Source organism: Paenibacillus sp. FSL H3-0286, assembly GCF_045040705.1.
GTDB lineage: Bacteria > Bacillota > Bacilli > Paenibacillales > Paenibacillaceae > Paenibacillus_AQ > Paenibacillus_AQ odorifer.
On the sequence record NZ_CP150285.1, the window covers coordinates 5,105,734 to 5,119,290 of the forward strand.

At 44.3% G+C, this 13,557-nt stretch carries 8 protein-coding genes; all 8 read right to left on the reverse strand.

What is annotated here, in order from left to right; all coding sequences use genetic code 11:
- Positions 1-53: 53 nt before the first annotated feature.
- Positions 54-1,520: an ABC transporter substrate-binding protein gene (locus tag MHB37_RS23035; protein WP_076129626.1), complete on the reverse strand. Its 1,467-nt coding sequence runs from the start codon at positions 1,518-1,520 to the stop codon at positions 54-56.
- 132 nt (positions 1,521-1,652) lie between these two features.
- Complete coding sequence (locus tag MHB37_RS23040) at positions 1,653-2,525, reverse strand: carbohydrate ABC transporter permease (protein ID WP_036682930.1); 873 nt, start codon at positions 2,523-2,525, stop codon at positions 1,653-1,655.
- Position 2,526: 1 nt separating this feature from the next.
- On the reverse strand, positions 2,527-3,354 hold the full coding sequence (locus tag MHB37_RS23045; protein WP_370510708.1) for a carbohydrate ABC transporter permease: 828 nt from the start codon (positions 3,352-3,354) through the stop codon (positions 2,527-2,529).
- A gap of 210 nt (positions 3,355-3,564) precedes the next feature.
- Complete coding sequence (locus MHB37_RS23050) at positions 3,565-4,893, reverse strand: response regulator (RefSeq protein ID WP_405168572.1); 1,329 nt, start codon at positions 4,891-4,893, stop codon at positions 3,565-3,567.
- A gap of 19 nt (positions 4,894-4,912) precedes the next feature.
- Complete coding sequence (locus MHB37_RS23055; RefSeq protein ID WP_076193077.1) at positions 4,913-6,706, reverse strand: sensor histidine kinase; 1,794 nt, start codon at positions 6,704-6,706, stop codon at positions 4,913-4,915.
- 1,578 nt (positions 6,707-8,284) lie between these two features.
- Positions 8,285-8,923: a beta-phosphoglucomutase gene (pgmB, locus tag MHB37_RS23060; RefSeq protein ID WP_076130680.1), complete on the reverse strand. Its 639-nt coding sequence runs from the start codon at positions 8,921-8,923 to the stop codon at positions 8,285-8,287.
- Between the two features lie 32 nt (positions 8,924-8,955).
- Positions 8,956-11,238: a glycosyl hydrolase family 65 protein gene (locus MHB37_RS23065; RefSeq protein WP_405168573.1), complete on the reverse strand. Its 2,283-nt coding sequence runs from the start codon at positions 11,236-11,238 to the stop codon at positions 8,956-8,958.
- Positions 11,235-13,541, reverse strand: a complete 2,307-nt coding sequence (locus tag MHB37_RS23070) for a glycosyl hydrolase family 65 protein (RefSeq protein WP_341164174.1) — start codon at positions 13,539-13,541, stop codon at positions 11,235-11,237. The genes MHB37_RS23065 and MHB37_RS23070 overlap by 4 nt, the downstream gene beginning before the upstream one ends.
- Positions 13,542-13,557 lie beyond the last annotated feature (16 nt).

Below are 13,557 nucleotides of genomic sequence, written 5' to 3' on the forward strand. Positions count from 1 at the left end.
ATATAAACATAAAAAAACCGACTCCTAAAGGAGCCGGTTCTGTTCTTCCTTGCCTATTCTACTTTAATTGTATCGAAGAATTTCTCTTGCACTGTTTTGGCAGCAGCTTCAAGCTGTGTCTTGGAATCTGTTCCTTTTTTGGAGAACAGCTCTTGTATTACATTGGACATGGTTGCGTAGTAGTCCTGTGTATTGTATTGCGCTTCCGGTTTACCGTCCAGCAAGCCTAAAATATCAGGGCTGTATTGATATACATTTGTATATTTATCATACACAGCTTTTGTTTTCTTGCCGAAGTCAGAATCTGCAGAATAGTAATCTAAGAGCGGCGGAATAAAGTATTTGCCATCCGTTGTACGTTGTTGCAGAACCGCATCCAGTGCTTCTAGACCTTTATCGGAGAAGTAATCAAATGTAATATAACGGAATGCCATTTCTTGCTCGTCTGGCGTTGCATTTGGATTGATTACAAGGTAGTCACCACCAAGTACCCCAGTGTGTTTTCCGCCTTTTTCCATCGCAGGCATTGGATACGTAAGTACATCTTCTGGTTTCAGACCGCCTTGATTCAACGCTTGCTCAATAACACCGTCAGATCCAGCCATTACCATTGCTGTACGACTTTGTTGGAATGCGCCTACAGCATCACCCCAGCCCAGTGCCCAGTCCTGAGGAATCGCATTTGCTTCCCATCTAAGTTTCTTGTAGAAATCCAGCGCTTTAATCCCAGCCTCAGAATTAAAAGTAGCTACAACCTTACCGCCTTCAATCTTCTGAATTTCACCGCCAGCCTCGAACAGGAAGTTGGTCCAGTTCCAGCCTGCTTCATTCCCTTTACCCATTGGAGCAATACCGGAAATCCCTTTTTTGGTATCAGCTACACCTTTCGCGGTATTCAGCATATCATCCCAAGTCCAATCCATAGATGGAACAGCAACGCCTTTTTCATCCAGCATTTTTTTGTTGATCATTGTGGTTGTTACATAACCCTTTTGAGTTACGCCGAATACTTTTCCGTCAATGATAAATTGATTTTGGAGAACCGGGTTAATTTGATCCTTAAATTCGTATTTATTCCACAGATCCGTAATGTCAGCTACCCAGCCTTTTTCAACTAGGAATTTTGCTTCTGTAGCGTAAGTGTTAAAGAAGGTTGGAGCTTCATTCGCTGCCATTTTGATGCCGATTTCACTTACATTGTACTGCCAATCGTCTTTGACGATTTCAACATTCGGATACTCCTCTTGGAAACGTTTGATCTTGTCATCTTCCTGTGCTCTAACTTCGGTTAGGTCAGGGGTTGGATAGTGAATTTTGATGGTCACTTTTCTTTGTGTGATATCATCAGTTGGCGCTGCTGTAGCACTGCCAGCATTATCTGTTGCAGCATTCGTTGGCGCAGTAGTCGCTTCCCCTTCCTTGTTTCCTGTTGTGTTTCCGTTATTGTTGTTACCGCCGCATGCGGTTAACAATGATCCGGCCACAAGGAGGCTTAGTAGCACGCTAGAGTACTTACGCATTGAAACTCCCCTTTTCAATTCATAGTTATCTTACATATCGATCATAAAAGAGAAATCGTTTACAAACGAGGTGCATTTATATTCCTTTCATGTGCATGTTTACGATCCGTGACTAAATTCGTCGATCCGCGCTTATCCCTTAACTGCTGATAATGCGACGCCACGCATAATGAACTTTTGGAAGATCAGGAAGACAAGGATCGGCGGCAACGATACGATAAATAGGATAGCGAATTTAATATTCGTATTAAGTGCCTTTACATTAATAACGTATTTATAGATTGCTGTCGCGAGCGTATATTTCTCTTCACTGTGCATAACCAGAGATGGCCAGAACCAGTCATTCCATGCAGTAGAAAAGATAAAGATCGCCAGCGTAGCAAATATCGGAACCGACAATGGCACTGCAATGGAGAAAAAGCTTCTCGGCTCAGAGGAGCCGTCAATCCGCGCTGCTTCAAAAATTTCAGGATGTATCCCATCAAAAAAGTTCTTTAAGAGTAGAAAATAGAATGTATTCGCACCAGCCGGCAGCCAAAAGGCAGCGTACTGATTCAGTAATCCAAGCTCTTTTAGATTGACAAAGTTGGGAATCATGTAGCTGGTCGCCGGAATAAACAATGTCATCAGGAAAAAGAAATAAATTGCCTTTCTGTAAGGAACATTCATACGAGAAATGCTGAAAGCAGACATTCCCAATACGACTAGTGTCACGACCATATTCCCCACAAAAATATAAATAGTGTTCTTAAGGAACATCAGCAGATCAATGTAGTTCATCGCTTCTTTAAGGTTGCTGAAGTGCCATTCCTGCGGGAAAAAATGCGGTGGGAATGAGTTCACCTCTTGATTCGATTTCAGTCCGTTAAATAACGTCATACAGATCGGATACAGCATGCTAAACACCATAATCAAAATAACCACGCACATCAAGCCATAAACGATCTTATTGCTTGTTTTTTTCAAATCATGTTCTGAGAGAATCCCTCTATCTGCGCTCTTCATCTTAGTTGTCCTCCTTGTTAAGCTTGAACTGTAAAATGCCCAAACCACCTAGGACTATGAACATTAGCATGCCAAGCGCAGTCGCTGTTCCATAATCGAGTCTTGTAAAAGCATATTTTACGATCAGCAGCGCATAGGTAAGCGTAGTATTATTCGGTCCACCATCAAGCAGCGCCATTTGTGACTGATACCCTTGTGAAGTCCCGATAATCTGTAATATAAACATCAAAATGATCAAATTACGTAGCGAAGGCAATGTGATGTACTTTATACGTGCCCACACACCCGCCCCATCAATCTCAGCTGCTTCATACCAATCCCGCGGAATGCTGAGTACAGCAGCCAAGTATATTAACATCCCTGATCCAAACTGCTGCCACGTCTCCATAAAAACAAGGGAAATCATAGACCACCTTGTATCTGTCAGGAAGGCAACCTGGTCCACACCAAGCGAGCTTAATACTGCATTGATTGGGCCCACAGGATCATAAAGCCATCTCCAGAGTCCATATAGCACCACACCAGGCATTACAAAAGGTAGGTAAGCCGCTACCCGCACAAAGCCCCCGAACCTTCTCAGCTCCGAGATCATAATAGCAAAAGCAATCGGAACCCAGAACCCGATAATAAGACATAGAAGCATGTAATACCCTGTATTTTTTAACGCGGTCAAAACATCCGGATCACTAAGGGCTCTAGCATAGTTCTCAAAGCCAACAAAGCTATTCCCTTTTACAAAATCAACATGGTAGAAGCTGTACAACAAGCCTTTAAAAATTGGCACCCACAAGAACATTACAAAAATAATCACAGCAGGTACGAGGAACATATATCCCCAAAAGTTTTTCTTCCAGCGGTTTTGCTTGTAAGGTGTACCCTTCAGCGCCGGCGGATTTTCGGATACAACTGCGGTTTGATTCATCAGGCTCCCTCATTCCATTTTTCTTTCAGCATTTTTCGCAAAATGCTTCCTACCTTAAATTGTAGAAAATGAGGGTTGTACTGAACATGTCTAAATCTACCGAAGTAGTATGTGTTTTTACTTCTTCAATTCACTGGGGCTAATCCCATAATATTTTTTGAAAATTTTACTAAAATGCTCCGGTGATTCATAACCTACACGCTCGGCGATTTCGTATCTGCGAAGATCTGTGTTCAAAATCATCTCCCGGCTTTCTTCCATCCGCAGCTTAATTACATATTCCCACAGGTTGTAACCTGTATTTTTCTTAAACAGATAGCTCAAATAATTGGGGCTGACATGGTTTTTCTTAGCCACTTCATGGATGGTTAATCCTTTTTGCGCATAGTTCTCGTCAATATACTCTCTCGCTTTCTCTACAATCAGATTGCTGCGTGTATGAAGCTCTTCTACTGAAGGATCGGTTGTGTAGCTGTTCCAATTAAAATCCCCGTAGTAAAACACATAATGGTCATTGTGTTCATTATTCCAGAGAATGGCTTTGGAGGCTTGACGGTTCAATACAGCCATAAAAGAAAGACCCTTGAGAATCTGGCTGATGCCGATAACTGCATTTAAGTGCAGATATTTTTGAATATTAAAATGAAGACTACGGCCAAGGATATCTAGCCTATTAATTTGGCTGGCAGACGAATCTTCATAGCTTTTTTCATCCCACTGAATAATGATCGTAATCTCTTCATCCTCTGCGTAAAAGGCTGTCGAGTTCCACTCCTGATCCATCAGCTCTTTGGCGATATTCAGCGCGGCATAACAAAGAAGCCGTCTGTCCCGCAGGGTGTAGTGCTTCTCCTGATTCATTCCAGCCAGAGGTACCTTAATTTTTAAGACGGAAAAATACGGCCCTTGCAGCTTCAGGTTATCCAGCTTTTGCAAGCGTTCTGCATCACACAGTACACCTTCAGGCTCAATGAGCAGCTCATTCAATAACTTGCTGTATTCCGGAAGCGGCTCTTCCAGCCGAAAGCTTTCGTTAATTCCTGACATGAAAATATCCAATTCTAGTGATGGTTTCCCCATCTTAAGCAGCACATTTCGCACCGAATCCAGAAATTGCTCACTGTTCAAAGGTTTGATCAAATAATCCTTCGCTCCAAGCCTAACGGCCATTTGCGCATATTGAAACGTCTCGTGTGCAGAAATCACGATGGTCTGTACCCAGGGTTTGGCCAATTTTGCATGCTGCATTAGATCAATCCCGCTCATTGCGCCCATCTGAATATCAGTAACGAGCAGGTCTATTTCCTCCATCCGAATGCAGTCCAGCGCTTCAAAACCACTGTTTGCTGTATAAATATGGTCTATGTTTAACCCCGAAGAAGCTAATAAATTGCTCAGCCCTTTACAAATCAAGGGTTCGTCATCCACAACTAATATATTGAACATATCTGTATGCTCCCCTTCCTTAGTCCTGATTCTCTGATTTCGGAAGCTTAACCGTCACCAATGTACCGCCCTCTTTACGAGGGGTATAGCTGATGCCATAATCAGAGCCGAAGTGTAAATGAATACGCTGGTTAATGTTGCGAATCCCGTAACCGCTGGCCGGATTTGGACTGTCGTCATTCAGCACAGCTTCGATGGCCTGATAATCAACAGTCTTATAGCCGTTATCTTCAATAGTGATCTCGACGGTATCGTCCACACAAACTGCACTAATGATGATTTCCCCATCTTCGCCCATATTTTTGACACCATGAATAATAGCATTCTCAATTAACGGCTGCAGGGTAATTTTAGGAATTAGATTTCTTTTCGTATCTGGATGAATCTCCATTACTACACGAAATATATAATCATACCGGTGCTGCTGCAGCTTGATGTAGGCCGTTGCATGCTCCAGCTCTTCTTCAAGGCTAATCAGCTCCCTTCCCCGACTGAGGCTAATCTTCATAAGCTTGGATAATTCCTTGATCATCTCGGCGGATTCAACGTTACCTTCCAGCGAGCTTTTCCAGTAAATACTCTCCAAAGTGTTGTAGAGCAAATGCGGATTGATCTGCTGATAGAGCAGTTGAAGCTGTGATTCCTTCTGTTTTAGCTCCATCTGGTATTTATAAGTAATTAGTCCATTTAGCCTGCGGGCCATGTCATAGGTAGAGCCAATCAGCACACTGACCTCATCGTTACTCCCTCTTTTTGGCGTCTCAGGGACACGATTGCCTGGCTCAAACTTCCGGACGAAAAAAGCTAACTTTTGCAAAGGCGTCATTAATGAACGCCAGAAATAAGTAATCATGATTAATCCAAAAACAGCATAGGCCACAGTTATGTATTGAATCACACTTTTCATTTCGTTTTGTTGCTGCAGCAGCGCTTTTACGGCGATTTTGTAGACTAGCTTCTGTCCTAAGGCATGGTTATTATTGACCACATAAATAAAATCCGAGGTAATAACATCCACGGTTCCCTCCAAATCCTCAGCAACGACCGTCTCCGGCAGCGTAATGATCTCACCAGTATTATTCGTAGTAGAAGCGAGTACACGATTATCCAGATCTGTTAAGTAAATATCACCATCAGGCAACGATATGGATTTAAGGGATTCTCCGATTTTTGCGTCCATTTTGGTAATGACTAAAACCCCAATGGTCTCAGCTTTTCTGGAGATGTTATTGACAGCTCTCATATAGGTAAGAGTCTTCAAGTTTTCCGCTTGTGCACTTAGCTTCCCTGTAAATTTTAGAGATCCGCGACCCTTTTTCTGGACAACCTCCTCGAACCAATAGGGCTCTTCCGCTTTGGAAAAGAAATATACCCCCGCCTTCTTAACCTGTGGGAAATTGGGTGCAAAAAAATAATAATCCTCGGGATCGTATATATAAAGGGAATAATAGATGCCGTCCCCACGCTCCGCTCCCTGCGAGTAACTGACCAACAGCTTCTCTATCGTCTCATAACGTTTAACCCGCTCCAGAATGGTATCCGAACCCGTCATATTAATCTGTTGAATCAGAGGATTTTGAATTACAGTGGTAGTAATTTTATTTACGGTATCGATATCTCGGTTAATGATGGTGAAGTTTTGCTTGTTCAGCTCTACATAAGCATTCGTCACATGGCGCTTCAGAATTTGCTCAGCCTTCATATTCCCGTAAATGTTCAAAAACAGAATCGGCGAGATCATAATCAGAAACAGCAGGATAAGCTGTTGTTTGACGTTTAGCTTCAAAATCGGCCTAATCAGCCTAGACAACATCGAGATACACCTCCGGGTTCAATAACTATATCAAAGTGATAAACGCTTACATATGTTTATTTTAAAGTTTTTTATGTTCATTTGTATGTAGTTTTTTCTGTTGGGCGGATAAAAAGAGCACGATGATATGTTCGCCACTACGTAGAGCGTTTGGGCTTACGATCGCTGTTATCCTCAGATTTCCTGATTTTATACCGCTGAGCGGTAGAAATCCGAGGATAAAGGCGACCACTGGCGTTTCTCCAGCTCCAAACCTCCACTTCGCAACTCCATCAACGGAACTCTTAAAAACCGCAAACAGAAAAAGTGGGAGGCCGACGTAAAGGACACTGCGTGGGGCTAGGAGGAATGAACTCTAAATGGAAGAAGTGCGATGTATGTTCTTGAACACTTGAATACTCAAGTACTTCAATACATGAATGTGCTTTGTCTGTTGGGCGTCTGGATTGCTTGATGTGCGATGGTGGTGCTTATTGTGCGTTGGATTGCTTGATGTGCGATGGTGGTGCTTACTGTGCGTTGGATTGCTTGATGTGCGACTTACTACTTATTCGGCGTTTTACATTCCCACACACCCTCTTCACGATGAGTTATCGGACTCAGATGCAGCTATTGGGCTGATTTTTGGCTTTTACGGGGAGGTTCGGACTCCAGAGGCGTTATTCGTTCCAAACATGCGCGATACGCGGGCTTTTCGAGTCAATAGCGGCTATGGAGTCCGATAGGTTCTCAAATGAGCCGGATTATTACTTATAAAGACTATGAGGTCCGATACACTGTCCGAACTTTTGACTAACGTTCTGAATTACTTAATATGCAGCTAATAGCGACTATGGGATCCGATCACCGTCTGAGCTTAAGACTAACTATCTGAATTACTTAATGTGCAGCTCAGCTACTTATTCAGCGTTTACATTCCCACACACCCTCTTCACGTTGAGCGATCGGACTCAGATGCAGCTATTGGGCTGATTTTTGGCTTTTACAGGGAGGTTCGGACTCCAGAGGCGTTATTCGTTCCAAACATACGCGATACGAGGACTTTTCGAGCCATTAGCGACTATGGGGTCCGATAGGTTCACAAATGAGCCGGATTATTACTTATAGCGACTATGCGGTCCGAGACACTGTCCGAGCTTTTGACTAACGTTCTGAATTACTTAATGTACGGCTAATAGCGACTATGGGATCCGATCTCCGTCTGAGCTTTAGACTAACTATCTGAATTACTTAATGTGCAGCTCAGCTACTTATTCGACGTTTTGCATTCCAACACACACTATTTTCATGATAAGCTATCGGACTCAGATGCAGCTATTTGAACAAATTCCTGCTTTTACGGGGAGGTTCGGACTCCAGAGGCGTTATTCGTTCCAAACATGCGCGATACGAGGGCTTTTCGAGCCATTAGCGACTATGGAGTCCGATATCTTCTCAAATGAGCGTAATTTTGGCTAATAGCGACTATGAGGTCCGATAGACAGTCTGAGCCAGCTAAATACAGAGACTTTGCACAAAAAAAGACCGCCCCCAAAGTCATCCGCTACTTTGGAGTCGGTCCCATGTTCATTTAGAGCTTTAGTCTGTCAGCAGCTCATACAATCCTTTAACGACCAGATCTGCTTCCTTCAGCACCTCAGGTTTGCCGATACCTACAACCTTCATCCCAGCAGCTTTACCTGCTTGAACGCCTGCCTCAGCATCTTCAAACACAACACATTCATCCGGCTGCAAGCCTATCTCCTGAGCCGCGATCAGGAACACCTCTGGGTCCGGTTTGGCTAGTGACACTTTGTTGCCGTCAACAACTGCATCAAATAAGTCTGTAATGTTCAGCTTATTCAAAATAAACTCAGCGTTCTTACTGGCTGAACCTAACGCAATCCCAATCCCACGTGATCTCATTCCTGTCAGGTATTCTTTCACTCCAGGCAGCAGCTCCGATTCCTCGAGCCGAGAAATGTATTCTACGTACAGGCGGTTTTTCTTCTCCGCCATTGCCAGCTTCTCTGCTTCCTTAAATTCCAGGCCACCCACTTCCAGCAGGATATCAAGCGATCTCATCCGGCTCACACCTTTAAGCCGCTCGTTATCCTCCTCCGTGAATTTAAAGCCAAGCTCATCTGCAAGACTCGCCCACGCCAAATAATGATATTTGGCTGTATCTACGATCACGCCATCCAGATCAAAGATGGCGCCTTTCATATTTTCCAACATTGATTTGCTTCCTCTCCGTTGTGTATTAATATTTATAATCCCGTTTCGTCAAAGGCCAGTCGAAGGATCTCACCTGCAGAGCAGGACTTGCCTTCTCCGCCTTGCACCGAGAATACCAAGTCTCCACTGTAATCAGCAGCTGTGATCACAGTGACTTCATCCTTACTGATCCGCAGTTGGATGGTGTCGCCGCGCAGGGTAACCGGAAGCTGAACGGACTGCCAATGTTGCGGCAGAGATGGATTGATGTGCACAACCCCTCCATCGTAGTCCAACCCAGCGAAGCCAAGAACCGCCGCCATCCAAGCACCACCATTCGCAGCCGGATGAGTCCCTCCGATGTAGAGATCCCCTACATATTGCTTAGATTCGCCGGTGAGATCGACGGTAGCCGTACGCATAAAATACGGATAGCCCCAATCCGGTGAACCAATATCAGCAGCTACCAAAGCGTAGATACAAGGGCTTAAGCTTGATCCGTGTTCCGTACGCGGTTCGTAAAATTCCCAGTTCGCTTGTTTCACTTCCTTGCTAAAGGAGTGCTTGAACAAATTCAGCATCAACACAACATCTGCTTGTTTAAGTATGGTTGTGGTGGTAGCTAAGCCATTGCCGCCGCCAAAATACTCATTTTTATTAAGCACACGTGATTTCAGTTCTGTTAGTTCTACATCCTCCAAGGTGAGGTACCGGTCGAATTGTTCAATAACAAGACTGGCAGGATCAGGCTGTGGAACATAAAAGCTATCCAGCATCGTTTTGAACTCCTTCAGGAATGGCCCTGAGCTAAACTGAGCGGACAATTGACTGTAGTCCTCAGGATACTTCTCTTGCAGCAAAGCTGCCGTACGCAAGGCAATCTCAAGCGTCTCTTTAACCAGTGCATTCGTAAAAGCATTATTGTTCACACGCTCATGATATTCATCCGGACCTGTAACATCCAGAATCTCAAACCGCTGTTTAACCGAATTATAGTAAGCGTAAGAGTAGAAAAAGCGAGCGCATTCCCAAATGACCTCTGCTCCTCCACTAGTAAGCAGACTTTCATCGCCTGTGAATTGAACATATTTCCAGATCCCATGCACAACGTCACCACTGATATGAACCTGCTTATCGCGGAAATAGGTGCGCATCGGCCGGCCTGTAAATACATCATTCACATTAAACAAAGTACAGGCATCGTCTCCCGTATCCTGACTTTCCCAAGCATAAAATGCGCCCAAAAATCCATATTCCGCTGCCTTACGGCGAGCACCATCCAATGTATGAATCCGGTACATCATCAAGTTCCGCGCTACCTTAGGATCACTGTGCAGGAAAAACGGCAACATAAACATTTCCGTATCCCAAAATACAGCTCCCTTATATACCTGACCCGATAATCCCCGGGCTGGAATAGACACCTTCTCCGAAACTGTAGGCGCAATGATTAACAGCTGATAGATACTATATCTCAAGGCAAATTGGGCAGCTTCATCACCTTCGATGATTACATCACTGTGTGACCATCTCTCATCCCATATCAGACGGTGAGACTTAAATAACGCCTCATAACCCAGCGCCTCAGCAGCATGGACAGATTTAACAGCTTCCGTCTCCGGCTGATCAGCATCAAGTCCAGTATAGACTGCTACATACTTAAACCATTCATACGTCTCACCCGCACGGGCATCAAAAGAAATCCGGCGAACAGCAGCCCCATCTTCCAGTAGCTCCTCACCAAAACTGAATACCGCCCTCTCCGCCACAACCACCGGAATCTTCAATTCTCCGCTAACCGATGAAGAGATCAGCACCTCGTCCTTCAATTGCACCGTTTGTCCGTAGAGATGAGGTCCATTGATATCCCACACATCTACGTCAATTCCCGTCTCAATGGCTACTCGGCAGTCTTGTGTGCTGCGAATAGAGTATTTACTAACGAGCAAGTGAAGATTATCCTGGCTTACGAATCGATCTGCGGTAAACGTCAACGTCCCTCCGTCAGATACAGCAAATTCAGTGCTCCGATGATGAATGGCATTTCGGATATTTAGCTCCTGAGTATGAGCGACCGGTTCACGGTCAAGCACACTTAAGAGCTGATCATTACAGAAAATTTTGGTCAACAATCCATTAGGGGCATTAACGGGTTCTCTCCATTTGTCTCCTGCTCTGTCATATAGACCTGCGAGGGTGACAGCTGCTAGCTCGGTTTTACTGGATTCCTCCAGTGTGCCGCGATATCCCATGTAGCCGTTGCCTAACATATATTTGTTACCGTTCGTCGTCACAAGCTGTTTATCAAAACAACTATCCCTGACGATCCAGTTCATCCTGCCAGCATCCCTTCACCTAGTGGAAGCGTCTTTCCGGAAGCATCCACTGTAATCGACTGTCCGTACACTATAATTTCGGTACTTCCACCATTAACCGCAGTGATTGTTACTGAATTTTTGTCGACCACAATTCTCAGAAGCACTCCTTCATACAACAATTGGAAGCTATATTCATCCCAGCGTTCTGGCAGGGTTGGCTGAAAGGACAGACGCGCTCCATCCGATCGCATTCCGCCAAAGCCGTAAACAATATTCATCCAAGCAGCAGCAATTGAGGTAGTATGCAGCCCTTCACGGGTATTGCGGTTATAGTTGTCTAAATCCAGTCGAGTAGCGAATTCAAAAAACGAATATGCTTCCTCGGGTTTGCCGATTTCACTTGCCAAAATGGAGTGGATCGAAGGTGACAGCGAAGACTCATGAATACATCTAGGCTCGTAGTATTCGTAGTTCGCCAGCTTCGCTTCTTTAGAGAATTGTCCGCTGTACAAGAACATAAACATAAGTACATCCGGCTGCTTAATCATGTCATAGCGATACAAACGATCATATGACCAGTTCGAATATAATGGGAATTCTGTTACCGGAATCGAATGAATATCAATATGTGGCATATCGAAGAACCCATCATGCTCTTCATAAACTCCTGTCACTTCGTCAACCGGAATCCGCATATGCTGCGCCTTATTTTCCCAATCGGTGAGTTCCTCGTCATGGAGTCCAGTTTTTTCTACCACAGCTGCAAAAGCAGCAGGAGCCTGTTCTTTCATCTCCCGAAGAGTCTCTAGGGTGTATTCAAAAGATTGTTGAGCCATCAGATTAATGTAACAGTTGTTATTGACCATCAATTGGAACTCATCAGGACCCATTACGCCAAAATAACCATATTCCCCGCTGCGTTGCCCCCATTGACCACGTGTAGCATAGAATCTGCTGATCTGAATCAGCATCTCAGCCCCTTTACTATGCAGGAAGCTTTTATCACCGGTATTTTTGACATAATGCCAAATGCCATAAGAAACAGCAGTCCCTACATGAAGCTGAAGATTAGAGTGCTGCCAGAGATCACAGCTTTCTGTTCCATCTATAGTAGCAATAGGATAGCAGGCTCCCTCACAATCCACTTCTTTAGCGCGCTGCATAGCCTGTGGCAATGTTTTATATCTGAATTCCAATAAGCTCCGGGCAGCTTTTGGATTATTGAACATATAGAACGGTAAGCAATAGGATTCTGTATCCCAAAAAGCCAACCCACGATATACTTCCCCCGTCAGCCCTTTGGCACCAATATTAAAACCGGGATGATCGCCATGATAGGTCTGATAAAGCTGGAAGATACAGAAACGAATACCCTGTTGATTCTCAGGATCGCCCTCAATTCGGATATCACTTGTCTCCCAGATGCCCTTCCAATAAGCTGTCTGATCAGCGATTATTTGAGTATCCGTCAATTGGCTTGCTGTTTCAGCAAGAGACAGACCTTTGCTCCACAGCTCTTCAGCTGTATGGGCAGAATCACTATCCGAATAGTTCATAACCAGTTTGGTAAAATAGGAGACTTCTCCTTTCGTAAGGTCCAGGGTGAAATTTTGACCAACAAACTTATCACTCTCGACAGCAGTAAGCTGCAACGGCTGCGAGGATTGTAAGGTAAAGCTTGAGAACAGCTTGTTCCCAGTATTCACGGTACTCGCCATAATAGCAGAGGACGCTCCACTTACTCCGCTGCGGAGACTGTTCCACATACATTCGCCGCGTTCTTCATGAATAATGCCGAAATCAAGACCTGCACAAATGTCCACGCTCCCCGAGAAATTAAGGGGTTCAAATTCCACCCGCTGCAACCCCAAATGAGACATAGTCATGCTGACCAGACGTGTAAAGACTACTTTTAGCGACTTGCCATCGTTTAGATGCCAGACTAGCTCTCTCCGATACGTACCCTTACGAAGATCCAACCTACGCACATAATCCGTTACGTTACTTTTTGCTAAATCAAGCTGTTCACCATCTACAGATAGACGTGTATACAGCCAGTCCACCGCATTCACCATATATCTCAGCGAGCGAATAATCCCTTTGTAGTGATTGCCAATATCCAATTGTTCATTTAATCCATTAAAATAACTTCCTTGCAGGGTGTCACCTGAATACCCTTCCTCTGCATATCCCCGTACACCCATATATTCATTACCCAATGAAAAAATAGATTCCGAAGTCCGGTTTCGCTCTGGATCAAAGCCCTCTTCAATAATTGCCCACGGATCAACCTTAAGATATTTGTCTGCTACTTTAGCCATTTATGATTTCTCCTTC